This window comes from Asticcacaulis sp. P2_B1 (assembly GCF_056404915.1).
Genome location: NZ_JBFUDD010000003.1, coordinates 125,630 through 151,554, shown reverse-complemented (window position 1 = coordinate 151,554; position 25,925 = coordinate 125,630). Strand labels below are relative to the sequence as shown.

General features: G+C 61.4%; 26 protein-coding genes and 1 pseudogene. 18 read left to right on the top strand and 9 right to left on the bottom strand.

Going from position 1 to position 25,925, the window contains the following annotated elements:
- Positions 1-214: 214 nt before the first annotated feature.
- On the top strand, positions 215-1,915 hold the full coding sequence (locus tag AC1DX3_RS09870) for a methyl-accepting chemotaxis protein (RefSeq protein WP_476989108.1): 1,701 nt from the start codon (positions 215-217) through the stop codon (positions 1,913-1,915).
- A 378-nt stretch (positions 1,916-2,293) separates the two neighbouring features.
- Here the strand turns inward: AC1DX3_RS09870 and AC1DX3_RS09865 are convergent, their stop codons facing one another.
- A complete protein-coding gene (locus AC1DX3_RS09865) occupies positions 2,294-2,623 on the bottom strand; it encodes a cell division protein ZapA (protein WP_476989107.1) in 330 nt (109 codons plus the stop codon).
- Positions 2,623-2,946 carry a hypothetical protein gene (locus AC1DX3_RS09860; RefSeq protein ID WP_476989106.1) on the bottom strand — a complete coding sequence of 108 codons (324 nt, stop codon included), beginning with the start codon at positions 2,944-2,946 and terminating at the stop codon, positions 2,623-2,625. The genes AC1DX3_RS09865 and AC1DX3_RS09860 overlap by 1 nt, the downstream gene beginning before the upstream one ends.
- Before the next feature lie 154 nt (positions 2,947-3,100).
- Here AC1DX3_RS09860 and tkt point away from each other — a divergent pair, with 154 nt between their 5' ends.
- On the top strand, positions 3,101-5,095 hold the full coding sequence (tkt, locus tag AC1DX3_RS09855) for a transketolase (RefSeq protein ID WP_476989105.1): 1,995 nt from the start codon (positions 3,101-3,103) through the stop codon (positions 5,093-5,095).
- 181 nt (positions 5,096-5,276) lie between these two features.
- On the opposite strand, the gene AC1DX3_RS09850 is transcribed toward tkt, so the two are convergent.
- The gene (locus AC1DX3_RS09850; RefSeq protein WP_476989104.1) at positions 5,277-5,777 is read right to left on the bottom strand and encodes an EF-hand domain-containing protein; all 501 of its coding nucleotides are present in this window, start codon (positions 5,775-5,777) and stop codon (positions 5,277-5,279) included.
- Positions 5,778-5,943: 166 nt separating this feature from the next.
- Positions 5,944-6,492: a hypothetical protein gene (locus AC1DX3_RS09845; protein ID WP_476989103.1), complete on the bottom strand. Its 549-nt coding sequence runs from the start codon at positions 6,490-6,492 to the stop codon at positions 5,944-5,946.
- 231 nt (positions 6,493-6,723) lie between these two features.
- Between AC1DX3_RS09845 and AC1DX3_RS09840 the strand changes: the two genes are divergently transcribed.
- From AC1DX3_RS09840 to AC1DX3_RS09780, 13 genes are all read left to right on the top strand, one after another.
- Complete coding sequence (locus AC1DX3_RS09840) at positions 6,724-7,452, top strand: response regulator (RefSeq protein WP_476989102.1); 729 nt, start codon at positions 6,724-6,726, stop codon at positions 7,450-7,452.
- Positions 7,453-7,476: 24 nt separating this feature from the next.
- Complete coding sequence (locus AC1DX3_RS09835; protein ID WP_476989101.1) at positions 7,477-9,159, top strand: HAMP domain-containing sensor histidine kinase; 1,683 nt, start codon at positions 7,477-7,479, stop codon at positions 9,157-9,159.
- Between the two features lie 82 nt (positions 9,160-9,241).
- Positions 9,242-10,045 (top strand): SEL1-like repeat protein, encoded by an 804-nt coding sequence (locus AC1DX3_RS09830; protein ID WP_476989100.1) that lies wholly within the window; start codon positions 9,242-9,244, stop codon positions 10,043-10,045.
- A 254-nt stretch (positions 10,046-10,299) separates the two neighbouring features.
- Positions 10,300-11,322, top strand: a complete 1,023-nt coding sequence (gap, locus tag AC1DX3_RS09825) for a type I glyceraldehyde-3-phosphate dehydrogenase (protein ID WP_476989099.1) — start codon at positions 10,300-10,302, stop codon at positions 11,320-11,322.
- 148 nt (positions 11,323-11,470) lie between these two features.
- Positions 11,471-12,667, top strand: a complete 1,197-nt coding sequence (locus tag AC1DX3_RS09820; RefSeq protein WP_476989098.1) for a phosphoglycerate kinase — start codon at positions 11,471-11,473, stop codon at positions 12,665-12,667.
- Positions 12,668-12,821: 154 nt separating this feature from the next.
- Entirely contained in the window at positions 12,822-13,859 is a 1,038-nt protein-coding gene (gene fba, locus AC1DX3_RS09815) for a class II fructose-bisphosphate aldolase (RefSeq protein ID WP_476989097.1), read from the top strand.
- 88 nt (positions 13,860-13,947) lie between these two features.
- On the top strand, positions 13,948-14,373 hold the full coding sequence (locus AC1DX3_RS09810) for an endonuclease domain-containing protein (RefSeq protein ID WP_476989096.1): 426 nt from the start codon (positions 13,948-13,950) through the stop codon (positions 14,371-14,373).
- Between the two features lie 111 nt (positions 14,374-14,484).
- Entirely contained in the window at positions 14,485-14,865 is a 381-nt protein-coding gene (locus AC1DX3_RS09805) for a BlaI/MecI/CopY family transcriptional regulator (protein ID WP_476989095.1), read from the top strand.
- Positions 14,862-16,247 carry a M23/M56 family metallopeptidase gene (locus tag AC1DX3_RS09800; RefSeq protein ID WP_476989094.1) on the top strand — a complete coding sequence of 462 codons (1,386 nt, stop codon included), beginning with the start codon at positions 14,862-14,864 and terminating at the stop codon, positions 16,245-16,247. Before AC1DX3_RS09805 ends, AC1DX3_RS09800 begins: the two co-directional genes overlap by 4 nt.
- Before the next feature lie 60 nt (positions 16,248-16,307).
- Positions 16,308-16,859: a 6-pyruvoyl trahydropterin synthase family protein gene (locus AC1DX3_RS09795; RefSeq protein WP_476989093.1), complete on the top strand. Its 552-nt coding sequence runs from the start codon at positions 16,308-16,310 to the stop codon at positions 16,857-16,859.
- Complete coding sequence (gene folB, locus AC1DX3_RS09790) at positions 16,859-17,212, top strand: dihydroneopterin aldolase (protein WP_476989092.1); 354 nt, start codon at positions 16,859-16,861, stop codon at positions 17,210-17,212. The genes AC1DX3_RS09795 and folB overlap by 1 nt, the downstream gene beginning before the upstream one ends.
- Positions 17,209-17,751, top strand: coding sequence for a DinB family protein (locus AC1DX3_RS09785; RefSeq protein ID WP_476989091.1), 543 nt, complete (start codon positions 17,209-17,211; stop codon positions 17,749-17,751). The genes folB and AC1DX3_RS09785 overlap by 4 nt, the downstream gene beginning before the upstream one ends.
- 76 nt (positions 17,752-17,827) lie before the next feature.
- The gene (locus AC1DX3_RS09780; protein ID WP_476989090.1) at positions 17,828-18,247 is read left to right on the top strand and encodes a hypothetical protein; all 420 of its coding nucleotides are present in this window, start codon (positions 17,828-17,830) and stop codon (positions 18,245-18,247) included.
- Between the two features lie 3 nt (positions 18,248-18,250).
- On the opposite strand, the gene AC1DX3_RS09775 is transcribed toward AC1DX3_RS09780, so the two are convergent.
- The 5 genes and pseudogenes from AC1DX3_RS09775 to AC1DX3_RS09755 all read right to left on the bottom strand — a co-directional run bounded on the left by AC1DX3_RS09775 (position 18,251) and on the right by AC1DX3_RS09755 (position 22,100).
- Complete coding sequence (locus AC1DX3_RS09775) at positions 18,251-18,889, bottom strand: DUF3617 domain-containing protein (RefSeq protein WP_476989089.1); 639 nt, start codon at positions 18,887-18,889, stop codon at positions 18,251-18,253.
- A gap of 143 nt (positions 18,890-19,032) precedes the next feature.
- Positions 19,033-19,407 carry a hypothetical protein gene (locus AC1DX3_RS09770; RefSeq protein ID WP_476989088.1) on the bottom strand — a complete coding sequence of 125 codons (375 nt, stop codon included), beginning with the start codon at positions 19,405-19,407 and terminating at the stop codon, positions 19,033-19,035.
- A gap of 300 nt (positions 19,408-19,707) precedes the next feature.
- A complete protein-coding gene (locus AC1DX3_RS09765; RefSeq protein WP_476989087.1) occupies positions 19,708-20,163 on the bottom strand; it encodes an Lrp/AsnC family transcriptional regulator in 456 nt (151 codons plus the stop codon).
- Positions 20,160-21,002 (bottom strand): annotated as a pseudogene (locus tag AC1DX3_RS09760) (isoaspartyl peptidase/L-asparaginase family protein); the annotation flags it as partial. The gene AC1DX3_RS09765 and the pseudogene AC1DX3_RS09760, both read right to left, overlap by 4 nt.
- Before the next feature lie 15 nt (positions 21,003-21,017).
- On the bottom strand, positions 21,018-22,100 hold the full coding sequence (locus AC1DX3_RS09755; protein ID WP_476989086.1) for a cyanophycinase: 1,083 nt from the start codon (positions 22,098-22,100) through the stop codon (positions 21,018-21,020).
- Between the two features lie 220 nt (positions 22,101-22,320).
- Between AC1DX3_RS09755 and AC1DX3_RS09750 the strand changes: the two genes are divergently transcribed.
- The 3 genes from AC1DX3_RS09750 (at position 22,321) to AC1DX3_RS09740 (ending at position 25,873) form a co-directional block, all read left to right on the top strand.
- Complete coding sequence (locus AC1DX3_RS09750; RefSeq protein ID WP_476989085.1) at positions 22,321-25,068, top strand: TonB-dependent receptor domain-containing protein; 2,748 nt, start codon at positions 22,321-22,323, stop codon at positions 25,066-25,068.
- Positions 25,069-25,100: 32 nt separating this feature from the next.
- Complete coding sequence (locus tag AC1DX3_RS09745; RefSeq protein WP_476989084.1) at positions 25,101-25,589, top strand: endonuclease domain-containing protein; 489 nt, start codon at positions 25,101-25,103, stop codon at positions 25,587-25,589.
- A 92-nt stretch (positions 25,590-25,681) separates the two neighbouring features.
- Positions 25,682-25,873, top strand: coding sequence for a hypothetical protein (locus AC1DX3_RS09740; RefSeq protein WP_476989083.1), 192 nt, complete (start codon positions 25,682-25,684; stop codon positions 25,871-25,873).
- Positions 25,874-25,925 lie beyond the last annotated feature (52 nt).

The window sequence follows — 25,925 nt, the reverse complement described above, 5'->3', positions numbered from 1 at the left end:
GTGCCCCACGCCGTTGGCAAGGGCGCCAAGCCGTAGCTTAGTGTTTCATCACGAACATGTGCGCCCACCCGCGAAGAGAGATCGGCGAGGAAGGCCGGCGACGCCAGATGTTTTGAGTCATTTTTAACCAATTACATTGTTACGTGAAGATGCCGCAAAGCAACCCCAATGACAATCCTGCGTAGAGGCGCGGGGCTATTCCTGGAAGATCAGTATGAATCTGCGTAACTTGAAAATAGGCAATAAACTCCTGTTGCTGATCGGCCTTATGAGCCTGGTAACGGCCATCGTCGCCGCCGTGGGAATAACGCGCATCTCGGCCATGAATAGCGGCCTGCAGGATGTCGGGCAGGTGGACGACATGTCCCTGCTGGGCGCACGGATGAACCAGAACCTCATCATGATGAACCGGTCGGAATACCGCGTCGCGGCGGACCCTTCGAGCGACACGATCACCAGCGCGAAAGAGGTGGCCACAAAAAACCGGCAGCAATTCGACGAACGTTTCGCCAAGGTTATGACTGCGGCGGCGACGGACAGCGAAAAACAGGAACTGGAGACGATCCGGCAGGCCTATCAAGCGTATGGCGATGGCCTCGACACGACCTATCGGGCCGCCGGAGAGGTTGCCGGACAGGTGGTGCTGAGCGACGCCCAGAAACAGATCAATGACCTGGTAAAAGCCAACCGCGTCCGGGCCGATGCCCTGCAGGCGGCGATCAAGGCCTATGTCGACGATATGGACGCCCGGTCGCAAAAGACCAACGAAAGCGCGACCGCGGCCGGCAAGGCGGCGATCGTCGTCATGCTGATGGTCGCACTGGGCGGTATTGTCATGGGTTTCGTGGCAGGCATGATCTTCTCCAGGAAGCAGCTGGTGCAGCCGATCGCGCAACTGACGACGGCGATGGAGGCGGTGGCGCGCGGCGACGACAATGTCCACGTTCCGGGCGCCGAGCGCGGCGACGAGATCGGCGCCATGTCGCGGGCCTTTGGCGACAATGCCGTGAGGGTGGCAAGGCTTGCCGAACAGCAGCGCGAGCAGGAGGCCCTGGCCATTTCGGAACGAAAGGCGGCGACGCTCAAGCTGGCCGACGATTTCGAAAAATCGGTCGGCGGCATCGTTACATTGGTTTCGGCGGCGGCCACCGAATTGCAAGCCTCGGCAACGCAACTGACCGCGACGGCGGAAGAAACCTCTGCGCAATCCGTCGCCGTATCGGCGGCCGCGAATGAGGCGGGCACAAACGTCACCTCGGTTGCGGGCGCCGCCGAAGAACTGGGCGCGTCGGTTTCCGAAATCGGCCGCCAAGTCGAAACCTCGGCCCACATATCCGCGGCGGCTGTCGCCGAAGCCCGGTCGGCGGCGCAGGTCGTGGCGGAACTGGACACGGTGGCCGCCAGCATCGGCAGCGTGGTCGACATGATCTCCACCCTGGCCAGCCAGACCAATTTGTTGGCGCTCAATGCTACGATTGAATCGGCGCGGGCCGGTGAAGCCGGCAAGGGCTTCGCCGTCGTGGCCTCCGAAGTCAAGCAACTGGCCGGACAGACGGCCAAGGCGACCACGGAGATTTCCGCCAAGATCGTGCAGATCCAGTCCGCGACCGCAAGGGCGGTGTCGGCGATTCAGAATATTACAGGCACGATCCAGCAGATCAACGGGGCCAGTTCAGCCATCGCATCCGCGGTGGAGCAACAAGGCGCTGCAACCCAGGAAATCGTCCACTCGGTCACCCAGGCGTCGATTGGAACGAATGAGGTGACCGCGAACATTACCGGAGTTGCGCAGGCGGCCGAACAGACCGGCGCCGCGGCCTCCGAGGTTCTGAGTTCCTCCAGCGAACTGGCCGAACAGGCGGCGCGTCTTCACCACGAAATGGACAGGTTCCTCGCCACCGTCCGTGCGGCCTGAGTGTGTCGGGCGGCACGCCCCCCCGGGCAGGTGGTTGGGTATTCTGGGTTGGGTATTTTGGCTAAGGCCCACGACCAGGTGGGTGTCTCGACAATCTGCACAGCCAAAATAGAAAGGGGGCCGTCAATCTAGTCTAGAGTGGAATGACTGTGGACGGAATCGCCAGCAGGAAGAAAGTACCCCTCACCCGGCAGGCTGAAGCCTGCCACCCTCTCCCCTTGAAAGGAGAGAAGGGATAGAAGGAGCGTTTCCATTTAATTACATCACGCTCTAGTCGCTCTGCTGCCGTTCGGATTTCTCCGCCAGGGGCACCGCGAACCATCTGAAATCGCATAGTTTTCCGCCGGGCGAAAAAACGGCGTGAAATCTGCGGCGAGACTAAGCTCCGCCCATCAGGCGTTCCAGCCGGGCCGCTGCATCGGAAATGGCGAAGGCAGCCTTGCGTTCCATTTCGTGGGCGCCGGCATTCATGCGCGAATTGATCGAGCTCAGGTCATCCAGCTGCGCGCGCAATTCCTGCATCTCGTCGATCATCAATAGCGCCGCCATCAGGAACAACCGCACCTCGCCAATGGCGCCGACGTCGGACACGACCATCTCGACATGCTCATCAAACATGCGCGCCAGCTCCTGAACGCGGTTTTCCTGGCCATCGGCGCAGCCAACCGTATAGGGCTTGTTATTGACGCGGACCGTGACCTCGCCCATTACGCCGCCTCATCCCGCAAAAGGATTCGGATATTGGCCGCCGCCATGCCGAGCGCCTCGAAAGCCTGATGCGCCGCCTGGCTGAGCTGCTGCTCGCGGGCGCGGACCTCTTCCAATTCGTTGAGCAGGTGCTGATATTCGTCCATGGCGCCTTCGGGCGTGCCATCCGAAGCGCCTTGCGGCGCCGGAACCGTGTCGCCGCTCTGCAAGGCGCGTACCCTTGATTCCAATGCCTCCAAGGCGCGATCGAGGCGATCCACGGCCAGGCTCAGACTTCCCCCCATTTGGGCACCCATCTGGGCCGCATGTTGCGTATTGTCCATCACTGGTCTCCTCCGACTCAGTTTCTGCCATCATGATTCAGATCAAAGACGGCAAAATTCGAGCACGTGTCATAAAATTGTACACTTGCGCGGGACTCTCAGGTAAAGCGACCTGCAAATCACACGATATTAACACTTTAATAGAGATTCACCCATGTCCACAAGTCTTCTCGCAGGCCTGCCCGGCGTAAAACCTTCGGGAGTCCTGATGGCGGATGCGATTCGCGTCCTGTCGATGGAAGCGGTGCACCGCGCCAAGTCCGGCCACCAGGGCATGCCCATGGGCATGGCCGATGTCGCCACCGTGTTGTGGACCAAATACCTCAAATACGACGCGGCCAAGCCCGACTGGGCTGATCGTGACCGCTTCGTCCTGTCGGCCGGACACGGCTCGATGCTGCTCTATTCGCTGCTCCACCTGACCGGTTTCAAGTCGGTCAGCATGGACGACATCAAGGACTTCCGCCAGTGGGGCGCCTCGACCCCCGGTCACCCCGAATACGGTCACACCGCCGGCGTCGAATGCACGACCGGTCCGCTGGGCCAGGGCCTGGCCACCGCGGTCGGCATGGCCATGGCCGAACGTCACCTCAATGCGACCTTCGGCAACGACCTGGTCGACCACCGCACCTGGGTGATCGCTGGCGACGGTTGTTTGATGGAAGGCGTTTCGCACGAAGCCATTTCGCTGGCCGGCCGCTTCAAGCTCAACAAGCTCATTGTCCTGTTCGACGACAACAATGTCACCATCGACGGCTATGCCACCCTGGCCGAAACCGGCGACCAGATGGCCCGCTTCAAGGCCGCCGGCTGGGCGGTCAAGGCCGTCGACGGCCACGACCATGCCAAGATTAACGCTGCGCTGCGTTGGGCGACGCGTCAGGACAAGCCGGTGATGATCGCCTGCAAGACCCACGTGGCTCGCCGCGCCGGCAAGATGGAAGGCGACAAGCACGGCCACGGCTACAACCTGATGGACGACGAAATCAAGGCGGCGCGCGAGCACATGGATTGGCTGCACGAGCCGTTCACCGTGCCGTCCAACCTCAAAAAGGCGTGGGAATCGGCCGGCAAGCGCGGCCGCCGCGCCCGAAAAACCTGGGAAAGCAAGGCCAAGAGCGAGCAGGGCAAGAAGCTGGTCGAGCAGTTGAGCGGGAAGATCCCGGCCGGCGCTTTTGAAGCGCTCGATGCCCATATTGGCGCCGCCATCTCGGCGACACCGTCGGACGCCACGCGTTCGGCTTCGGGTGCGGCGCTTGCCAAGCTGGTCCCGAGCTTCGACGCCCTGGTCGGCGGTTCGGCCGATCTCACGGGCTCGGTCAATACCCTGGTCAAGGGCATGGCGCCGTTCGACACCGACAACTATGGCGGCCGCTACATCCATTACGGCGTCCGCGAGTTCGGCATGGCCGCGGCGATGAACGGCATGGCGCTGCATGGCGGGGTCATTCCCTATGCCGGCACCTTCTTCGTTTTCTCCGACTACAGCCGCCCGGCCATTCGCCTGGGCGCGCTGATGGGCGCCAAGGTCATCCACGTCATGACGCACGACTCGATCGGCGTCGGTGAAGACGGCCCGACCCACCAGCCGGTCGAGCACCTGGCCGCCTTCCGCGCCATGCCGGGCCTGCACGTCTTCCGCCCGGCCGATACGGTCGAAACCGCCGAATGCTGGAAGGCCGCCTTGACCGCCAAGGGTCCGTCCATGCTGGTCCTGACGCGCCAGAAAATCCCGGCTGTCCGCACCCAGGCCGGCGATCTGGCGCTGAAGGGCGCCTATGAGCTGATGCCGTCGGCGGGCCCCGCCAAGGTGACGCTCTTCGCGTCCGGCTCGGAAGTGTCGCTGGCCATGTCGGCGCAACGCACGCTGGAAGCCGAGGGCATCGCCACGCGCGTCGTCTCGACGCCGTCATGGGACCTGTTCGACGCCCAGCCAGCGTCTTACAAGACATCGGTCATCGGCAATGCGCCGGTCAAGATCGCCGTCGAAGCCGCCGTCTCGTTGGGCTGGGAACGCTTTATCGGCACGGACGGCCATTTCGTCGGCATGACCGGGTTCGGTGCCTCGGCCCCGGCCGACCGCCTGTTCAAGGAGTTCGGCATCACGGCCGACGCGATCGTGGCGAAAGCCAAGGCGGCACTCTCTTGACGTCAGCATGTGAACATAAATTCCCGGAGCGTGCGACCGCACGCCGCCGCGTGTGCGGCGAGCCCCGCGGCGCTTGAGCGGAAAAATGTAACAAAAAAGCCGTGACAGCGGCGGGCTGTCACGGCTTTCTCCTGATCAGAACCGGCTCCGGGGAGATACCTGTTCTGTCCAAGACCTCAATTTAACGGCCGGTGTCGGAACTTCCGTCGCCGGCTTTCCAATTTTTATGCTCGCCCGGTTTCGGCATTTCCGTGCTGTCGATAAAGCCGTCGTGATTGGCGTCGAGACGGTCGAAACGCGACTTGGCGTGCGCTGTCATTTCATTGAAGGACAGCTTGCCGTCATGGTCGGTATCGAGATGCGCCATGCGTTCAGGACCGAAATGATGGTGGCGGTGATGGCCCATGCGACCCGACCAGGCGGACTTTATTTCGTCGGGACTGATCTTGCCGTCATGGTCGGCATCGATCGTATCAAAATGCGCAGCCATGCGCTGCGACGCTTCGGACTTGTCGATAAAGCCGTCGCGATTGGTGTCGCGGGCGGCGAAGCGATCGCCCGGTTGCCCGCTTTGACCCGTAGCGGGCGCGTTTTGGGCGAAAGCGGCGGCCCCCAGCAGGGCGGCACCGAGAAGTGCAGCGCCGGCGGCCATAAGGCCTGGGCGGTTCAAGAAACGTGACATATGGGATTCCTGTGATGCGAGATCTGACAATTCCCGTACAAGTGCCATTATCCCTGTAACGTCAGGCCGCTGTTTTTCCGTCGCGGCTTTCCTATGCGCAAAAAAAAGGCCGGAGGTTTCCCCCCGGCCCAAGGCTGGAATACGCAGCTGGCAATCCACGACCAGCTTACCTTGCGCATTCCGGAGGCCATGGCGGTGGCGGCATGTCATGCATACCCGGTCCGTGCATGCCGGGTCCGCCCATGCCGGGGCCACCCATGCCCGGCTTCGGCAGTTCGTCCGCCGACAGCGAACCATCGTGATTGGCGTCAAGGTGATTGAACATGCCCTGCATCGGCGCCGTAAATTCGGCGAAGGAAACCTTGCCGTTCTTGTCGGAATCGAGTTGCGCCATGTCCATCATGTGGTGCATGCGCACGGGACCGTCATGGTCGCCATCCCCGTACATAAAGACGTCGCGGCGTTCGATATGAGCGCCGTCGGGTGGTGGCGGCAAGCCAGCCGTGTCACCGCCATCACGCTTGCGAACGACATAGCGATAATTGGTCGTGACGCCGTTCACGGTGGCTTCGACGTCGCACACCTGGTCGCCCGGTTGGGCGGCGGGGGGAGTAGTTGGCGCCGGTGGCGCGGGAGGCGCGGGCTCGGCGTGTGACTGGACGGCGGCAAATGCCACCACGGCCAGGGCGATGCCTGTCAGGTAGTGAGTTCTCATGGTCTGTCCCTTGTTTTTTTGTCTCTGGCTTAACGTTTTTTTTTAAGCACGCGTGCGACATCCATTGAATGTCGTCGCCCATATAAAGTGGCACAGCGATATTGCGTCCGGATGTCAGGAAAAAGCCGATTACGGCGGCAATAAGATTTCATGTTACAAGGGCGACATCACATTGCCGTACCCGCACGGCATGTTCCATCGGTCATCCTCCCCCATTCCGAGTAGTCCGTCATGAACCAAGCCGCAGCCACCGCCACCGCGCCCTCCCCCCGCATCCTGATCGTCGACGACGATAACGACCTGCGCGGCCTGATCGGCGACTTTCTCGGCCAGAACGGTTTCGAGGTCCATTTGGCGGCCCAGGGGCGCGATATGGACAAGGTGCTGGCGCGCGGCGACATCAGCCTGGTCGTCCTCGACTATATGATGCCGGGTGAAGACGGCCTGTCGATCTGCAAGCGCCTCAAGGAACAGGGCGGACCGCCGGTCATCATGTTGTCCGCCCGCGGCGAGGAAATCGACCGCATCGTCGGGCTTGAACTGGGCGCCGACGACTATATGGCCAAGCCGTTTCATCCGCGTGAGTTGCTGGCGCGCGTCCGCGCCGTCCTGCGCCGGCGCGAAGGCCGCAACGAGGTCGAAACCCGCGCCGCCGTCAGCCAGTTCTTCGGCTGGCAGCTCGACAATATCAAGCGCAACCTGACCCGCCCCGACGGTGTCCAGGTCGCCTTGTCCAATGCCGAGTTCGACCTGCTGCGGGTCTTCCTCGATCGGCCGGGCCGCGCCCTCAGCCGCGACCAGATCCTCGACTATCTGCACGGCCCCAATACCGACAGCTTCGACCGCGCCATCGACGTCCAGATCTCGCGCCTGCGCCGGAAGCTGAGCGACGATCATAACGAGGACATCATCCGCACCATCCGCGGCATCGGCTACATGTTCAAGCCGCTCAAGCCCTAAGCCAAAAGCTAAAACCCCTAAAATATGACGACCAAGCCGGACATAGCCAAGCCACGTCTCGTCTCCTTGCCGATCTTTTGGCAGGTTCTGGGCTTGAGCTTGATTGTCCTGCTGTTGGCCATCGCCATCAATACCACCTTCGTGCTCAACGCGCCCTCGCCGCCGCCCGCCGGCTATCGCATCGAGGAGGCGGCAAAGGCGATGAAGTCCGGGGAAGTCCACCTGGGCAGCGGCCGGACGCTCAAGGCGCACACGACCACCACGGCGCCGGCGTTCGCCACGCTCAAGTCGCAGAACATCCCCCTGTTCGAGCGCCGCATCGCCAACCGTCTGGCGCGCGAACTGGGCGTCCCGGATGACACGGTCTGGGTCAGCCTGGTCCGCCGCGGGCCACCGCGCGATATGGGGCGCAACAGCTATCTTTACGTACAGTCGATGGACGTCCGCCGCCGTGAAGCCATGGGCGACGGTCCGCCGCCCTTGCCGCCGGAAGCGGGTGGGCCGAACGTTTTTTTTCAATCCGGTATTTCTCCCGACCCTGGCGCAGGGGGACCGCAAACGGTGTTTCAGGGTGGCCCTGGTCAGGCTGGTCCTGGTCCGGGCGGTCCGGGTCAGACTGAATCCGGCCAGAAGACTAACGATCAGAAGCCTGTTGGCCCAAATGCGGGAGGCCTGATGTCGACCGGTCAGTATTCAACCGGTCAACATCTGCCGGGCGTACCGCCCGAGTTCGAACGCGACAGTGCCGATGTCATCTATCCGGCGTTTGCCGCGGCCTGGAAGCTGAAGGACGGCCATTACCGGGTCATCGATCCGCCGAAGACCCTGATCGATCCATGGCAGGTTCGTCTGCTGCTCGGCTTCGGCTTGACCGCCGTGCTCATCCTGCCGCTCGCCTGGTTCCTGGCGCGCGGCTTAAGCCGGCCGATCGTCGCCTTTTCCGACGCGGCGTCCCGTCTGAGCTTCGAGGACAATGCGCCGCCGATCCTCAGCGTCGGACCGCGCGAGGTGCGCCAGGCCGCCGACGTGCTCAACGCCATGCAAGAGCGGATCAAGAAGCAGGTCGAGAGTCGTACTGCCTTGATGGGCGCCATCGCGCACGACCTGAAGACGCCGCTGGCCCGCATGCGGCTGCGTATCGAGGACCTGCCCGGGCCGCTGCGTGACAAGCTGAACGGCGATATCGCCCATATGGACGGGCTTATCCGCAGCGCCATGAGCTTTACCAGCGCCCACAAGATGGCCGATACCTTGCGGCCGCTCGACATGACGTCGCTGGTCGAGACCCTGGCCGACGACCTGGCCGCCGTCTGCCCAATGGAACCGCCACTGATCGAGCACAATGTCATGGTCAAGGGCGATTCCGTGGCGCTGAAGCGCATCATCACCAACCTGGTCGAAAACGCCGGCCGTTACGCCACCGGTTGCCGCATCGAATTGGCCGTCCGTGGCAAGACGGTCGAGATCATCATCAGCGACAATGGACCAGGCTTGCCGGCCAGCATGCTGGAGACAGTGTTCGAGCCTTTCTACCGTATGGAGTCGTCGCGCAATCGCGATACCGGCGGCACGGGATTGGGGTTGAGTGTGGCGCGTTCGCTGGCCGAAGCGCAGGGTGGGACCCTCACCCTGGCAAATCGTTATGAGGGCGCCCAGGTCACCGGTCTCGAGGCGAAGCTCACCCTGCCGCGTTTGACGATGAAGTAAGGCGCTTCACAGCGATAATTGTGCGTCCGCTTGACTCCTGGTGCGAAAATAGCAAGGTGGCGAGTCAACAAGGACAAATATTGTGAAAATTTGGGGGGCGCTAAGCGCCGTTTTGGTCATCGTCGCTTCGCCGTCAGCAGCCCAGACCGTTGCTCAGGATGAAGCGACAATTACCAACTTGGTTGGCAATTTCACCCTGATAGCGGCGTGCCAATCCATAGGGTTCCAGGCTAACAAGGATTCTGCTCTCGAAGCGGCGGAAGCACCTCTTCAGCGCTTGCACGCGAAGGGCGTCAAGGATTTCACGATCGATTTGATCGTCAGCAAGGCCGGAGCTGCTCACCAGCATATTGCCATGCTCGATGCCATGTCCGCCTACCAGTCAGGCAGTCCCGATCCTGCTGCAAGCGTCCAGAAAATCATGTCCGGGTACGATGAATTGCAACAACAGTGTGACGCCCTCTCCGATGCCCCCGAAACACGGGCGATCCTGACCCGGACAGGTTATCAGGCTACCCGTGAGCCCAAATCCTATCTCGCCTGGCTGCAATATCAAGCCGATGCCGGGGATGTTGAAAAATTCGGCATGATCTCCGATATTTACACGATTGGCGCATTGCCTGATCCGGACCATCTAAAGAGTTTTGATGCCGCGTCCAAAGGCGCCTCCATGGGTGACCCCGCCTCGGCCGACAATCTCGCTGCTGATTACTTCTTGGCTGTCGGCACTCCGGCAGACCACGTTCAGGCGGTAAAATGGGGGGTGATTGCCAAAGCCTTGGGTATATCCGATTCCTGGAACCATATGGAACCAATGCTGAAGCCTGACGAACGAACGCAAGGCGAGGCCATGGCTCAGGACTGGCTGACGGCACACGGTCACTGACGGCGGCCGAAATCGTCACCTCTGTCACTTGTTTTTTGCCGCTGAAAGAAAACGACATCAGGCTTGACCATGGAATTCGGCTGTGACCGCTACCATATAGAGGATAGCGCGATTTAAGGCTTGACTTCAAAGCCTTAAGGTTAAAAAACCCACGCGAAAACGTCTCTTGGTCGCGCATCTGTCCAAAAAGTGCAGGACTGATTTCCCAACACTTTTTGGATGCGCTTTTGGCTTTACAACATAAGGATTTCTCCATGGCTTTACGTGTCGCCATCAACGGTTTTGGCCGCATCGGCCGCCTGGTTCTGCGTTCGATCGTCGAACATAACCGCACCGACATCGAAGTGGTCGCGATCAACGACCTGGGCCCCGTGGAAACCAATGCCCATCTGCTGCGTTACGACTCGATCCACGGCCGGTTCCCGGCCAAGGTCGAGGTCCAGGGCGACAGCATCGTCATCACCGCCAATGGCCGCACCTATGCGCCGATCAAGGTGACCGCGATCAAGAACCCGGCCGAGCTGCCGCACAAGGACCTGAACGTCGATATCGCGTTCGAGTGCACCGGCATCTTCACCGCCCGCGACAAGGCCGCCGCCCACCTCGAGGCTGGCGCCAAGCGCGTCATCGTCTCGGCTCCGGCCGATGGCGCTGACAAGACGATCGTTTATGGCGTCAACCACGACACCCTGACCGCCGCCGACATGGTCATCTCGAACGCATCGTGCACCACCAACTGCCTGGCACCGGTCGCCAAGGTGCTGAACGACCTGTGCGGCATCGAGTCGGGCTATATGACGACGATCCACTCCTATACCAACGACCAGCCGTCGCTCGACCAGATGCACAAGGACCTGTATCGCGCCCGCGCCGCTGCCCTCAGCATCATTCCGACCTCGACCGGCGCCGCCAAGGCTATCGGCCTGGTCATTCCGGAACTGAAGGGCAAGTTCGACGGTTCTTCGGTGCGCGTGCCGACGCCGAACGTCTCCTGTGTCGACCTGGTCTTCAACGCCTCGCGCGACGTCACCAAGGACGAGATCAGCGCCGCCATTATCGCTGCCGCCGACGGCGCCATGAAGGGCGTCCTCGCCTATACCGACGAGCCGCTGGTGTCGCACGACTTCAACCATGAGCCGGCCTCCTCGACCTTCGCCCTGCCGCAGACCCAGGTCATCGGCGGCCGCCTGGTCCGGATTCTCGCCTGGTACGACAATGAATGGGGCTTCTCGTCGCGTATGGCCGACACCGCCGTCGCTTTCGGCAAGTTCCTGTAAGATAACGAACCCCGCTTTCGTGAGAAGGCGGGGTTTTTGATTCAAGTAAGATACCCCACCGCCACGAGCCAAGAGGCTCGCGGTCCCCCTCCCCAAAACGCCGAAGAGGCGTTCAGGGAGGCAAGATTATGCGCTGAACGGAGATTCCATGCCCTTCAAGACCCTCGACGACGTTTCCGATCTGACCGGCAAGACCGCCCTGGTGCGCGTCGATTTCAATGTGCCCGTCGAGGATGGCCGCATTACCGATGATACGCGTCTGCGGGTCGCCCTGCCGACGATCGCAAAACTGGTGTCAAAGGGCGCGCGCGTCGCCCTGCTCGCCCACTTCGATCGCCCCAAGGGCAAGGTCGTGCCGGCGATGTCGTTGAAATTCGTCGCCCCGGCCCTCGCCGCCCTGCTGGGCAAGCCGGTTGCCTTCGCCGATGACGCGGTCGGCGGCGCCACCAAAGCCGCCATCAAGGCCCTCCCCGCCGGCGGCGTCATCCTGTTGGAAAATGTCCGTTTTCACGCCGGCGAAGAGACCAATGATCCGGAATTCGCCGCCGAACTGGCGCGCCTGGCCGACATCTATGTCAATGACGCCTTCTCGGCTGCCCACCGCGCCCACGCCTCGACCGAAGCCGTTGCCCGGCTGATCCCGGCCTATGCCGGTGAATCGATGCGCCGCGAGCTCGACGCACTCGACGCCGCGCTCGGCAATCCGCAGCGCCCGACCCTCGGCATTGTCGGCGGTTCGAAGGTTTCGACCAAGCTCGACCTGTTGAAGAATCTGGTCGGCAAGCTCGACGCCCTCGCCATCGGTGGCGGCATGGCCAATACCTTCCTGTTCGCGCAAGGCCATGATGTCGGCGGTTCGCTGTGCGAAAAGGATTTGAAGGCGACGGCGCTGGAGATCCTGGCCGAAGCCAAGGACAAGGGCTGTCAGATCCTTTTGCCGGTCGATATCGTCGTCGCCCAGGAATTCAAGGCCCATGCGGCGAACCGCACCCAGGATCTCGACGCGGCCTTGACGGCGGACGACAAGATTTTCGACGCCGGTACGAAGACGGTCGCGGCGCTCAACGCCGTCATGGCCAATTCGAAAACCCTGATCTGGAACGGGCCTTTGGGTGTGTTCGAATTGCCACCCTTCGACGCCGCAACGGTCGAGGTCGCGAAATTTGCTGCTTCACAGGTAAAATCGGGTAAGTTGGTTGCGGTTGCCGGCGGCGGCGATACCGTTGCCGCTCTGAACCATGCCGGCGTCGCCGACGACATGACCTTCGTATCCACGGCAGGCGGCGCCTTCCTGGAATGGATGGAAGGCAAGGCGTTGCCGGGTGTTGCTGCTCTCATGGGGTAAGGAAACATATTTAGACTTTACGTCGCAACGGTTCAAAACAGGTCAAAGACCAAGCCGCAACGACGTCGCTAACGGCCCCGCCACAGGGCCACATCACAGCTATCGGAACCGGTTGTTGCCTCCACAACCGCTTCCACGGAAAAAGGGAAAGAACATGGCTCGTATAAGCTTACGGCAATTGCTGGATCACGCCGCCGAATACAATTACGGCGTTCCGGGTTTCAACATCAACAATATGGAACAGGGTATCGCCATCATGGAGGCGGCGCGCAAGACCGCTTCGCCGGTGATCCTGCAGGCGTCGCGCGGCGCCCGCGCCTATGCCAACGACCTGATGCTGAAGCGCATGATCAACGCGCTTGCCGAGATCTATCCGGAAATTCCGCTGTGCATGCACCAGGACCACGGCAATAGCCTGGGCACCTGCGCTTCGGCCATCCAGCACGGTTTCACCAGCGTGATGATGGACGGCTCGCTGATGGCGGATGCCAAGACCCCGGCCGATTATGAGTACAATGTCGAGGTCACGCGCAAGGTGGTCGATATGGCCCATGCCTGCGGCGTTTCGGTCGAAGGCGAGCTGGGCGTGCTGGGTTCGCTGGAAAGCGGCATGGGCGAGGCCGAAGACGGCCACGGTGCCGAGGGCGTCCTGTCACACGATCAACTATTGACAGATCCCGATCAGGCTGTCGATTTCGTCGCCAAAACCAATGTCGACGCCCTGGCGATCGCTATGGGCACCAGCCACGGCGCCTATAAATTCTCACGTAAACCGGATGGCGAAGTGCTCGCCATGGGGGTTATCGAGGAGATCCATAAACGCCTGCCCAATACGCACCTGGTCATGCACGGATCGTCGTCGGTGCCGCAGGAATTGCAAGATGAGATCAACGCCTATGGTGGCGCTATCCCGCAAACCTGGGGCGTGCCGGTCGAAGAACTGCAGCGCGCTATCAAGATGGGCGTACGTAAAATCAACATTGATACAGACCTGCGCCTGGCTATTACCGGCGGTATCCGCAAGGCCTTTGCCGAGAACCCAGCCGGCTTCGATCCGCGCAGCTATTTCAAGCCGGCCTATGCCGCCATGCAGAAGGTTTGCGAGGATCGCTTCGAGCAATTCGGCACGGCCGGTAACGCTCCGCGCATCACGCCGGTTTCGCTGCAAAACATGACGCAGTTCTACCTGTAGGTAAAAGTGCTAATATGATGTGATCCTCCCCGCTTGCCGGGGAGGGGGACCATGTAGCGAAGCGAAATGGTGGTGGGGTGGACCGACGATGAAACAACCCAAGGCGCACATTAAGCTGGCTCGCAGATTGCGCAAGTCGATGAGTGAAGCCGAGCGGTTGTTGTGGAGCCGATTGAAGATCAGGTCCGGCAACCCTGTCATCAAACGCTCTTTTGGCGAATTTAAACCCTACGTTCTTGATTACTTTTGTTTCGAAGCTCGGTTGGCAATCGAGGTCGATGGCGCTCATCATGGCTTTGGTGATCGGCCCCTCCGCGATGAACGCCGCGACGCGTTTTTCGAAAACCTGGGTATAATGACGTACCGTGTGCCGGCGGCGGAAATCTACCGCGACGCCGACTCGGTCGCCGACGGCATCCGCATGTTGGTGTTGGAACGTAGCAAGATGCCCCACCACCACGCCCGAAGTCGGGCGCGGTCCCCCTCCCCGGCAAGCGGGGAGGAACAAGAATAAGCAGACCATCGCAGAGTTGATAATATTCGCCTGTCACGTTGCATTCCCGCCCCTTGACTCTCCGTCACACGTGTGCGACGTATGTCACATAGCGGCGACAAGGGGTTCCCCATGCTTAAACCGAGCGACTTCGAACTGAAACTGTTGCGTCATATCTGGCGCGACAAACGTCTAAGCGCGCGGGAAATCCATGATGTCAGCCAGGCCGAAACCGGCTGGTCGTTCTCGGCCACGCGCAAGACCCTGGAGCGGATGGTCGAGAAGGACTTGATCGCCATCGAGATGGTCCATGGGCTCAAGACCTTCGTCGCCCGCCAGTCCAAGCTGGAGACCCTGGCGGCACTCGTCTCCGACTTCGCCCGCAATGTGCTGGACAGCACCGAGCCCATGCCGGCGGCGACCTTCGCCCACAGCCGGGTAATTTCCCAGGACGAGGTCGCCGAACTCGAAGCCCTGCTGGAAAAGCTGGCCGATAAGGATGCCCAGTCATGAGCGCTGTGATCGTCCTCGTCGCGCTGCCCCTGCTGTGGAGCCTGCTCGTCCATCTCGCCCGCCTGGCCGCCTTGCAAGGTCGCCCGACTCTCTCCGATGGCGCTGAAAAGCTGATCCTCGCCTTGTTGTTGTTGCCGATTGTCGTCGGCGCTGTTGTGCTGTTGATGGCGCCGTTCATCGTTCCTCTGGTCAAGACACCTCTGCTTGCGGCCACATTTGCTGCAGCCGTCGGGCCCGTTACCGCGCCGACCGGTCATCAAGCAACGCAGGCACCCAACCTGCTGCCTTTTGTCGTCCCCGCGCTTCTTGCCGCGTACGCCTTGATCACCAGCGTCCTGCTGCTGCGCACAGCCGTCGTCTGGGCCAAACTGGCGCGCATCGCCGCTAAAGCAACGCCGCACGACGGCATTTTCCGCACCGCGGCCGCTGTCCCGGCCTTCGCCTGGGGCAATCATCGCGTCATCCTGCCCGCCACCCTGACAACGACGCTTAGTGCCGATGATACGGCCCTGATCGTCGCCCACGAACGCGCCCATCTCCGTCGCGGCGATCCTCTGTGGTTCCTGGCGCTCAGCCTCATCGAGGCCGTGCTGTGGTTCAATCCAATGATCCGGCAGCAAGGCCGCGCCTGCCGGCTGGCGGCCGAACTGGCCTGCGACGCACATGTCCTGACCGCCACCCCACACCGGCGCCATGCCTATGCCCGCGCCCTGATCGCGGCTCTGAAGCACACGGTTGGCACAGCGCCGTCCTGTGTCGCCGCCGCTTCGTCTCCCGACCGCAAAACCTATGCCCTGAGGCTTGATCACATCATGACCCAAACACCGCGTCCACCCAAGGCCGCCGCCTGGATTATCGCCATCGTCGCCCTGGCCGTGCCTGTCACAGGCGCGCAACTGGCCTTCGCCCAGACCCAACCGCCAGCCAGCGCGCCCGCAAACGAGCCCACGCTCGCCCCGGCCGTCCAGCCGATCATCGTCCGCCCGGTCGATGCGCCGATTTCAAGCGCTTTCGGCTTCCGCCCAAATCCTCAGCCCGGCGAACGTAAGAACCATATCGGCATCGACTTCGCTGCTCCGCTCGGCACGCCGGTCAAGGCACATGCCTCAGGTAAGATCAGCTTCGCCGGGCACCGCGACGGCTATGGCGAAACGGTTGAAATCGACAATGGCGGCGACACCACGACGCGTTACGCTCACCTTGGCAGCATCAACGTCAAGACCGGCGATACAGTGTCCGCCGGCCAGGTAATAGCGGATATCGGCCAGCCGTTGTCCGGCGCCCCCCACCTGCACTTCGAGCTGTGGCACAACCACAAAGTTGTCGATCCGACGCCGCTCTTCCCCGCCGGGAAGTTGAGCGGAACCACTGGCAGCAATTGACTTCCTGCCGGCTTTGCGATTTAGCAGGGGCCAGTTTCCCGCGTATCCGAAGGCCCTGCCGTGCTTGTTCAGTTCAAACGCCGTTTTTCCATGGCTCACCGCCTGCGCTTCGATCGCAATTCGAAGTGCGCGGTACCGCACGGCCATAACGAATTCGTCGCGGTCAGTTTGCAGGCCCGCCCCGAGGCCAAGGGCATAGACTGGGGCGCCGCCAACTATGCCGCCAGTTTCAGCGCCCTGAAAAGCCAATGGCACGCCTTTGTCGACGACAGCCTCGACCACGCCTTCCAACTGGGCACGGGCGATCCGATGATCGGTTATTTCCAGCAGCACGAGCCCGACCTGGTGCCGCGCCTGCTGGTCATCGACGGCGACCCGACGACCGAGGCCGTGGCGACCGCGCTCTATATGAAACTCAACGCCATCCTCGAAAAGCACGTGCCGGATTTTGTCTGCACCCGTCTTGAGCTGGAGGAAACGCCGACCAACAGCGTGCTTCTCTCGCTCGATGACGTCCTGGGCTGCCCCGTGCGCCTGGGCGAATGGTGCCACCGCGCCGATCTCAGTATCAACGACCTGTTGCCGGCGGATGCCTGGCCGGAGCTTGCCTGATGCCCCTGTCGCAACGCCGCGTCTTCGTGAAGGGTCTCAAGGTCATGGCGGCCATCGGCATCTATGATCACGAACACGGCCGCACCCAGCCCCTGGTTATCGACGCCATCTTCGATCTCGGCCTGCACGATATCCACGGCCTGAAAGACACGCTCAATTACGAGCTGGTCGGTCAGATCGCCCGCGATTTCATCGATCGCGGCCATATCCGCCTGGTGGAAACCCTGGCCGAAGACATGGCGCGCACCCTGGTCGCCCTGCCGCACGTCGAACGGGTCGAAGTGTCGATCAGCAAGCCGGAAGCCCTCAGCGATGCCGACCAGGCCGGTGTCTGCGTGGTCTTCGTCAAATGAGCTTCGGTTACAAGGACCATCTCGCCCTGATGGCGCATTACAATGGCGTGATGAACGAACGCCTGATCGCCGTGGTGACACCGCTGGACGACGATGCCTTGCGCGAGGACCGCGGCGCCTTTTTCGGTTCGGTGCTGGGAACGATGAACCATCTGATGGTCGCCGACCTGATGTGGCTGAACCGCCTGCGGCCCTGTCCGTTCGGCCAGATCCTCAGTCCGCTCGACGATCTGCCGAAACCGACCGGCTTGCGCGACATGCCATATCCGACGCTGGCGGCCTATGTGCCTGTGCGCCGGCAGCTCGACGCCCTGATGGTCGAGTTCATCGCGCATCTGCGCGAGGACGAACTGGCCGCGCCGTTGACCTATCGCAACAGCGCCGGCGAGCCCTTTACCAAGACACTGGGCCTGGTCCTGAGCCATGTCTTCAACCATCAGACACACCATCGCGGCCAGATCACCACGCTGCTGAGCCAGATGGGGCTGGATATCGGCGTCACCGACCTGGCGCCCCTGGCACCAAACCTGGTAGGATAAGTGCAGCGCAGCAAATAACTCTTTGCAGTGGGGGAGCAGTGCGATAGGTTCATCTATCTCCCGCCGGACCCGCAAAATGCCCAAACCCCCTGCTCCCCAAGGTTCCACGCTGTCGGACCTCGCGACGTTTCTCAAGGACGACCGTGTCGTGCCGGTGCTGAACTATGGCCTGCTGTTCTTTATGGTGATGACCTTCGGCCTGACCGGCGTGCTGGCCCTGATCGTCGCCAATTTCGCCGAGGACAAGGCGCCCGACTGGATCAAAGGCCACTATCATTTCCAAGTCCGCACCTTCTGGATCGCCATCGTGCCGATCCTGGGGACGCTGATCTTTTATCTCTTCGTTCAGAGGAATAATCTCGGCGGGATCCTGCCGACGATCGCCGTCAGCCTGATGGTCGTTTGCCTGGCCTATACGGTCGGCCGCGCGGTGATGGGCTTCAACCACCTGTTCCATAAGCGGCCCTATCCTAATCCGAACGCGCTTCTGGTTTAAAAGCTACTCGCCGGCATCGGCCGGTGCATCCGATTCTGCCGACGACGCCTGGCCTTTCGGCCGCAGGCCGGCCATGTCGAACAGGTTGACGCGTACGCCCTCATTGATGACATCACCCGGGCTCTGATCCTTGGCGCAAACGCCCAGACGCTTCGACGCCACGGTATAGTTGGTGACGCGATTCATCTGCGGCAGGGTCGGGTTGGTCGTCTGGGACCGCAGCTTCATGGTGTAATCGGCGGTATAGTCGCCGCTAATCGAGCCGGAATATTCGGTGACCGCCCCGGTGCCCATATCGCATTCGGCCAGCAAGCCCCAACTGCCGTCATTATTGCGGCTGAAGGTCTTCTTTGAACATTTGTCGCCGGACAGATCGGTGCCGAGAATGCCGAGATGTTGATCGGTCATGGCGTCGATGCAGATTTGCAGGATTTGCGGCGTATCCTCGCTGCCCTCTTCGGTGACCGTGGTCTCCCACAGTCCGGGCGTACGCGGCGGCAGGGGCGTTACCGGCTTGGCGGCCACGACGGGAGCCGGCGTGGGCGCGGGCGCCTTTTCCGGCTTCTTGTGGCAGCCAAAGACGAACGCGGCACAGCCGATTAACGCCAGACAACTGAGCGACCTTTTTCCGGTCTGCAACATGGGGATTCCTTAGGTTAGCCGGGAATCCTATTGGAAAAACCGAGTCACTACCAGTGTTATAATGTACGGGTAAAGATAATTTTACTCGGCGGCGTCCAGGCGCGCGGGTGGCGCCTGCCGGGTATTAACCATGCCGCTTTGGGTCAGTTTTTTTTTGAGATGACCTGAAGGGTCTGCAGGGTACGCGGCAGTTCGTCGGCCAAGCGGCGGCAGATTTCGCGGGCGCCGATGGAATAGACCTCACCGCCATCGGCGATTTCAAGCGCCATCTTGGCGGTGGCGTCGATCAGCAATTCGAACTCGGAGATCTGCTCGCGGGCCAGGGCGCGGGCTTCGTCCTGGAGACGGCGGACACGCTGGGTGCGGCTCTCGCGGACAGGCGACGGCATCGAGTCTTCGAAGGTCGCCTTGTGAGCGACGTGAGTCGGCAGGCTCATCACCTTGTCGCCGTCGATGACCTGACCGAGCGCCACTTCTTTCGAAACCGGCGGCACTACATTCAATCTTGTCCTACGCATCCAATTACACCCCAGGCTTGCAAAACGCTCTGCCATTCGCACTTAGTTCTGTCTCAGTGTCTCCGTTTAGGGTTAATAACCTGTTTAAACGGGGGCGCCAGCGAAGATGTGCGGGATATGCAGATGGATTCGAGGGTCGCCCGTTTCGAGATAAAAATCCAGAGGAAATGTGGCGGCAATACGTCAATTTCACATGGGTGTGTGGATTAGGAAACGCTTAAGGGTTAACGCCTGGCGTTTTGCGCCTGTTTGGGCGAACGCTCGCCATGTCCTGTCGCGCGAGGCGCGCATCATGCCGGCTTACCGTTCCAGCTTGGCCGCCAGAATCACCGAKGTTGTCGTCCGTTCGACGCCTTCCAGAAGTCCGATGCGGTCGATCAGGTCATTCAGCGAAATACTATCGGCCGCTTCAACCAAGGCGATGATATCATAGGCCCCACTGATGGCGTAGATGGCGGAGATTTCCGAGATTTCGGCGAGGCCGCTTTCCGCCTCTTTCGACATGCGCGGCAAGGTCTTGATCATGACATGAGCGCGCAATCGCGTCTTGGACCAGGCTTCCCCCAGACGCACCGTATAGCCGGCGATAATGCCCTCGGCTTCCAGCCGTTCCAGCCGGGCATAGACCTGGGCCCGCGGGATATCGAGGAGGGTCGCCAGTTGCGATACCGGCAGGCGGGCATCTTCACGCAGGGCGGCCATCAGGCGCGTATCGACGGCATCGAGATCGGGCTGCGGCCCCTTGCGTATGCTCACTTCAGCTTTTCTTCCGGATAGATGGCGGTCACAGGCGTCGTCTGCTCCGACGACACCTCGCCACGATACATGCCGATGTCGTTAATGGCAAAGGCCGGTTTGCCATCCTTGTCCATGGCGATCAGACCGCCGTCGCCGCCGATACTGCCGATCGACATGATGGTGTCGTAGGCGGCGGTGGCGATGTCTTCATGGTTCCAGCGCACGCGGTCGCAGACCTGGCGGGCGGCGGAATCGCGGATGAAATATTCGCCGGTGCCGGTCGCCGACACGGCGCAATCGCCGTCGCGGGCATAGGTGCCGGCGCCGATCAGCGGCGAATCACCGATACGCCCCCATTCCTTGCCGGTCAGACCGCCGGTCGAGGTGGCGGCGGCCAGGTGACCGTCGCTGTCGAGCGCCACGGCACCGACCGTTCCGTACATATGCGTCGGGTTAATCATGGCTGTATGGTCTTTTTGCCAATCCTTGAGCATCTGCTCGCGCTCCGGGGTGTGGAAATAGGATGGATCGACCTGCTCCAAGCCTTGCGCTTTCGCGAACGCATTAGCGCCCTCGCCGGCCATCAGGACGTGGCGCGAATGGTCCATGACAGCGCGCGCCGCCTTGATCGGGTTCTTGGTCGTGGTGAGCGCCGCGACGGCGCCGGCCTTGAGCGTACCGCCGTCCATGATGGCGGCGTCGAGGTAGGTATTGCCGTCGGCGGCGATGGCCGCGCCCTTGCCGGCATTGAACAAAGGATTGTCTTCCAGCGGGATCAGGGCCGCTTCGACAGCATCGGTGGCCGAGCCGCCCTTATCGAGCACGGCCTGGCCAGCCGCCAGGGCTTCGGTCAGGCCAGCGCGGTAGGCAGCTTACTTTTCCGGTGTCAGGTCGCCACGGTCGATGACACCGGCGCCGCCGTGGATGGCCAGGGACCAGTGTTTTTGCTGGGTCAGCACGCCGTTGACGACGTCATAGGTGCGGTTGAAGGCCGGCTGGCCGACTTCGAGCGTCTGGATGTTGAAAGTGCTCCCCGTGCCGATGCCGGTGACCTTGACATCGGCCATGTTGAGCGGTTTGCCCGGCGCCAGGTCGTGGACCTCGCCGCCCTGGACCAGCCAGGCGTGGCCGTCGGAGATACTATAAAGATGCGCCCGGCCGTCGCTTTCGACCGTCATGGCCGCGGCTTCGTCGATACCCAAACCGGCCAGAGGCGCGGCATGACGTTGGCCGTCGGCGTCGCGCAAGGCCTCCGCCTTGACGACAAATGCGAACAGCCGGCCCAGGCGCTCGCGGGTGTCGAAATGGCTGTCGGTGACGATGTTGGCCATGATCGGCGTGTGGATGAAATTGCCCTCGATGGTGACAGCCGGGCCCATCGGATCGGCCATGGCCTCGGGCGCCGTGATGCTGCCGCCGTCCATGGCGCCGTAGAGCCACGAACCCTGGACGGCCAGGCCCGCCGAGGTACCGCCGATCGGCTTGCCGGCGGCAACCGCGGCGTCGATGGCGTCGTTGAGCGGGGTACCGCGCCACATGCGGACATAGTTGGCCTGATCGCCGCCGGCGAGGAAAATGCCGTCGGCTTTCTTGACGGCCTCGACCAGTTGCGGGTCGGAAGCCGCCTTGCGGTCGGTGAACAGGAAGGTGCGCACCGACAGCGCGCCTTTGACATTGTTGTAGAATTCGTCTTGTGACTCGGTCGTACCCGAGGCGCGCAGCACCACGATATGGCCGTGGCCGGCGTGGGCGGTGAACCAGCGGAAGGCGTCGTAATTCCAATCGCCGCCACCGCTCAGCAGCAGACCGCCCTTGACCGGGTCGGGGGTCGGCGCTGCCTCGTCGCCGATGACGAAGGTCTTATAGCCGGGACCGGATTTCCACGTCTTGGCGTCCACTCCACCGGCGCAGGCTATCGCAAAGACCATGCTCAGACCCAAGACGAAGTGACGCATGACGGATTTCCTTTTTGTAACTTGTCCAGCGGGCAATAGCCGGCCTAGATGGCAGAGAGCAAATGCAGCAATTTTGCGTCACTTTGAGCGCAAATTACCGCTAAGGCAACAATTTGATTGCCAGGCGTGACATTTTGTTGTCACATTTAATCAAGTTACGACACATTTGGTACATTTTGAAACGAAACGATCAAGCCTTTACCCTAACAGGAGATTGACCATGCCCAGCCGAATCAGCCGTCTTTTCAAACTTTCGCTGCTGGCGGGTTGCAGCCTGTACGGCATAGGCACCGTCGCCCACGCCCAGGACACGACAACCGCCGCCAGTGAAGAGCCGCAGGTCGTGACGATCCTGGGCTCGCGCATTCCCCGCACGCAAAAGGAAGGGCCGGCGCCGGTCACGACCATCACCTCCGACCAGATCCGCGCCGGCGGCTATGCCAGCGTTCCCGACGTGCTCAAAACCGTGACGCAGAACGGCGGCGAAACGCAATCGCAGCAATCCGGCAATGCCGCCGATTTCTCGCCCGGCGCCCAGCAGGTCGACCTGCGCGGTCTCGGTCCCAACCATACCCTGGTGATGGTCAACGGCCGCCGTATCGCCGACTATCCGATGCCGTTCAACGGCTCCAGCAACTTCACCGACATTTCCAACATCCCGCTGGGGATGATCGATCGCATTGAAATCCTGTCCGGCTCCGCCTCAGCCATTTACGGCTCGGACGCCTTGGCCGGCGTCGTCAATTTCAAGCTCAAGGAACATGCCGACGGCACGACCTTCGATTACCGCTACGGCTGGAACGAACAGGGCGGCGGCGCTTCGCACCGCTTCAGCGCCTCGACCGGCTTCGAGGCCGGCAAGTTCCATGGCGTGGTCGGTGGCGAACTCCTGTTCCAGGATCCCATCTACGGTTACCAGCGCGACCGCCAGGATTCGACGCTCGATGCGCCGGACCCTGCCTACCAGACAGCGGTAACCAACTGGCAGCGCCTCGACGGCGATCTCTATTATGCCAATGACGCCACGGAAGCCCAATGCGCCCTGTCGAGCTCGACCAACGGCGGCACCACCCATTACACCACCGACGACTATTACGGCGACGGCGAAGACATCCTTGGCGCCTATTGCGGCAGCGAGAGCGCCGTCGGTTACCGCACCGTGCAATCGCGTCATAACGCCGCCAACCTCCTGGGCTCCTTTACCTACGACGTCAGCGACACCATGCATCTGTTCACCGACGTGCAGTTCGGCGTCAGCAAGATCGAGTTGCTGAAGCGCCCGACCTCGTGGAGCTATGAGGATGAGACCGGCGACGACACCGGCAGCTTCTACAATTCGCGCGACGGCTTTACCGACAACTGGTACCGCATCTTCACACCGGAAGAAATGGGCGGTCTGGGCGCCGCGACACGTCATGTCGATTCAACGACCCTGACCCTGACACCGGGCGTACGCGGCACTTTCGGCAACGACAATAAGTGGAACTACGAAGCCGCGCTGAATGTCAGCGTCTACGATTCGAAGGTGCGCTTCCCGCTGATCAATTTCCGCAAGGCCAATGCCCTGTTCCTGGGCGAGCAGGACGGCTTCGACGACGATTCCGGCCTGCCGGTCTTCGACGCCGATGCAACGCGATTCTATACGCCGCTGACGACCGCGGAATATGCCTCCATCGCCGAGGACAGTATCTACAAGCCGAAAAGCGCGGTCACCAACCTGTCGGCCCAGGTCGACACCACCGACCTGTTCGACATGCCGGCAGGCCCCGTGGGCTTCTCCGCCCTGGTCGAACTGGGCCGTCAGGATTACGACCTCGGCACCGATCCGAAGGCGGTCAATCCCTACTATTTCAGCTGGATCGACTCGCCGGGCAAGGGGCATCGCACCCATTGGGCGACGGGCGTCGAGTTCAGTGTGCCGCTGCTGTCGACCGTCCAGGCCAGCCTGGCCACGCGCTATGACAGCTACAACTATGCCGGCCACGATGTCGGCCAGGGCACCTATAATCTCGGCCTGGAATACCGCCCTATCAAGACCCTGCTGCTGCGCGCCGCCTATGGCACCGGCTTCCGGGCGCCTGACCTCAACTATGTCTATAAGGGCATCGGTTTCGTCGAAGGCAGCGCACCCGACTATTACCAGTGCCTGAGTGACGATCCGGAAGCCGATCCGAGCGATTGCGACGACAGCCGCTTCCAGGTGCAGACCAGTGGCAGCCGCACGCTCAAGCCGGAAACCAGCAAGTCATTGAACGCCGGCTTTGTCTGGTCGCCGAACCGTATGTTCGATATCTCGGCGGACTATTTCAAGATCGATATGTCGGGCGAGGTCGAGGATCTCGAAGTCGATCCGATCCTGCGCGACGAAGCCGAATGCCGCCTCGGCAGCCAGGACATCTCTTCGCCGACCTGTGTCGACGCGATTGCCCGCGTCGTGCGCAACAGCAGCGGCAATGTCCGTACGGTTATCATCAATCCGATCAATGTCGCCAAGGAAAGCACCGACGGCTACGACGTATCGACGCATCTGCATTTCGATACTCCTATCGGCCGCCTCGGCCTGTCGGGCAACTATACCTATGTCAACAAGCACACCTATACGCGCTATGTCGGCGACTCGGCGCTCGATAAGCTGGCCTTCGATTCCGACTACTATATCCCGCGTGAAAAGGCGTCGATCAGCGCCAATCTGGCGACCGGCAAGTGGACCTTCAACATCGACGGCAACTATGTCAGCCGCCTGCCGAACTATGACGAAGACGCGTGGGTCAAATCGTACACGACCTATAACGGTTCGGTGCAATACCAGGTCAATGACAAGGTCGTCGTTTCGCTGGCCATAGACAACCTGTTCGATACCAAGCCGCCCTATGACAATACCTGGGTCAGCTATCCGTATTACAACACAAGCTGGTATGACGGTAACGGCCGTAGCGGTTTCCTGCAGATTACCTACAAGTTCCAGTAAGACGAAGGGCCGGGGGAAACTCCGGCCTTTTTTTGTTGCATACGAGCGCGGGTTTTGCGGTAGCGTGGAAGACCACAATTGAACTCCCCCTCATGGAGGGGGAGCTGGATTTTTTGGCGGAACGACAAAAAGACAGAGGGGGTAAAACGACGATGCCGCGCCCACGATCTTTCGAACTGGCCAAAACCTTGCGGCAAAACATGTCGCTGCCCGAGATGATGATCTGGGGGCGGATCAAGACACGCGAACCGGGACAGCCGGTATTCCGGCGGCAATATCCGATCGGACCCTATGTGCTCGATTTTTATTGCGCCAAGGCAAAGCTGGCGATCGAGATCGATGGCCTGGCGCATACCATCGATGATCAAGGCCTGCGCGATGAGCTACGGGACGCATGGTTAAAGACGCAAGGGCTGGATGTGTTGCGGATTGTGGCGGCGGACGTATTGACCGATCCGGACGCGGCGGCGGACGGGATTGTGTTGTATGCATTGGAACGACTGAGAGTGTTGGGACGGTAGATTTACCCCCTCTTGAAAAGTCGCAGAGCGCCTTTTCAAGCTCCCCCTCCAAGAGGGGGAGTTCTATTATAAATGACGACGAAGCTGTTATTTTGGCTGAGCTTGGCGATGGCGGCGAAGGCATCTGGTTTGAAGCCCGGCAGGGTTTTGACGTGGTCGATGAAAGCTTCGGCATTGTCGGCGTGCGAAGGGATCGTCAGTTCGCCGCCGTTATGGGTGACGTGGTAAAACAGTTCGTCCTGCCACGGTCCCTGGTCGGTCTTGATAACGGCGATGCGCGTTAATGCCGACCAGTCGACTGTCGCCGTCGTCTTGCGTGACAGCTCCTCGATACTG

Excerpts from the sequence above, each read along its gene's own strand:
- AC1DX3_RS09770 (WP_476989088.1), bottom strand. The coding sequence starts at position 19,407 with ATGCGTAGGACAAGATTGAATGTAGTGCCGCCGGTTTCGAAAGAAGTG.
- AC1DX3_RS09810 (WP_476989096.1), top strand. The coding sequence starts at position 13,948 with ATGAAACAACCCAAGGCGCACATTAAGCTGGCTCGCAGATTGCGCAAG.
- AC1DX3_RS09860 (WP_476989106.1), bottom strand. The coding sequence starts at position 2,946 with ATGGACAATACGCAACATGCGGCCCAGATGGGTGCCCAAATGGGGGGA.
- AC1DX3_RS09805 (WP_476989095.1), top strand. The coding sequence starts at position 14,485 with ATGCTTAAACCGAGCGACTTCGAACTGAAACTGTTGCGTCATATCTGG.
- AC1DX3_RS09845 (WP_476989103.1), bottom strand. The coding sequence starts at position 6,492 with ATGAGAACTCACTACCTGACAGGCATCGCCCTGGCCGTGGTGGCATTT.
- fba (WP_476989097.1), top strand. The coding sequence starts at position 12,822 with ATGGCTCGTATAAGCTTACGGCAATTGCTGGATCACGCCGCCGAATAC.
- AC1DX3_RS09840 (WP_476989102.1), top strand. The coding sequence starts at position 6,724 with ATGAACCAAGCCGCAGCCACCGCCACCGCGCCCTCCCCCCGCATCCTG.
- AC1DX3_RS09870 (WP_476989108.1), top strand. The coding sequence starts at position 215 with ATGAATCTGCGTAACTTGAAAATAGGCAATAAACTCCTGTTGCTGATC.
- AC1DX3_RS09820 (WP_476989098.1), top strand. The coding sequence starts at position 11,471 with ATGCCCTTCAAGACCCTCGACGACGTTTCCGATCTGACCGGCAAGACC.
- AC1DX3_RS09780 (WP_476989090.1), top strand. The coding sequence starts at position 17,828 with ATGCCCAAACCCCCTGCTCCCCAAGGTTCCACGCTGTCGGACCTCGCG.
- AC1DX3_RS09775 (WP_476989089.1), bottom strand. The coding sequence starts at position 18,889 with ATGTTGCAGACCGGAAAAAGGTCGCTCAGTTGTCTGGCGTTAATCGGC.
- gap (WP_476989099.1), top strand. The coding sequence starts at position 10,300 with ATGGCTTTACGTGTCGCCATCAACGGTTTTGGCCGCATCGGCCGCCTG.
- AC1DX3_RS09835 (WP_476989101.1), top strand. The coding sequence starts at position 7,477 with ATGACGACCAAGCCGGACATAGCCAAGCCACGTCTCGTCTCCTTGCCG.
- AC1DX3_RS09750 (WP_476989085.1), top strand. The coding sequence starts at position 22,321 with ATGCCCAGCCGAATCAGCCGTCTTTTCAAACTTTCGCTGCTGGCGGGT.
- AC1DX3_RS09755 (WP_476989086.1), bottom strand. The coding sequence starts at position 22,100 with ATGCGTCACTTCGTCTTGGGTCTGAGCATGGTCTTTGCGATAGCCTGC.
- AC1DX3_RS09850 (WP_476989104.1), bottom strand. The coding sequence starts at position 5,777 with ATGTCACGTTTCTTGAACCGCCCAGGCCTTATGGCCGCCGGCGCTGCA.
- AC1DX3_RS09865 (WP_476989107.1), bottom strand. The coding sequence starts at position 2,623 with ATGGGCGAGGTCACGGTCCGCGTCAATAACAAGCCCTATACGGTTGGC.
- folB (WP_476989092.1), top strand. The coding sequence starts at position 16,859 with ATGCCCCTGTCGCAACGCCGCGTCTTCGTGAAGGGTCTCAAGGTCATG.
- tkt (WP_476989105.1), top strand. The coding sequence starts at position 3,101 with ATGTCCACAAGTCTTCTCGCAGGCCTGCCCGGCGTAAAACCTTCGGGA.
- AC1DX3_RS09800 (WP_476989094.1), top strand. The coding sequence starts at position 14,862 with ATGAGCGCTGTGATCGTCCTCGTCGCGCTGCCCCTGCTGTGGAGCCTG.
- AC1DX3_RS09785 (WP_476989091.1), top strand. The coding sequence starts at position 17,209 with ATGAGCTTCGGTTACAAGGACCATCTCGCCCTGATGGCGCATTACAAT.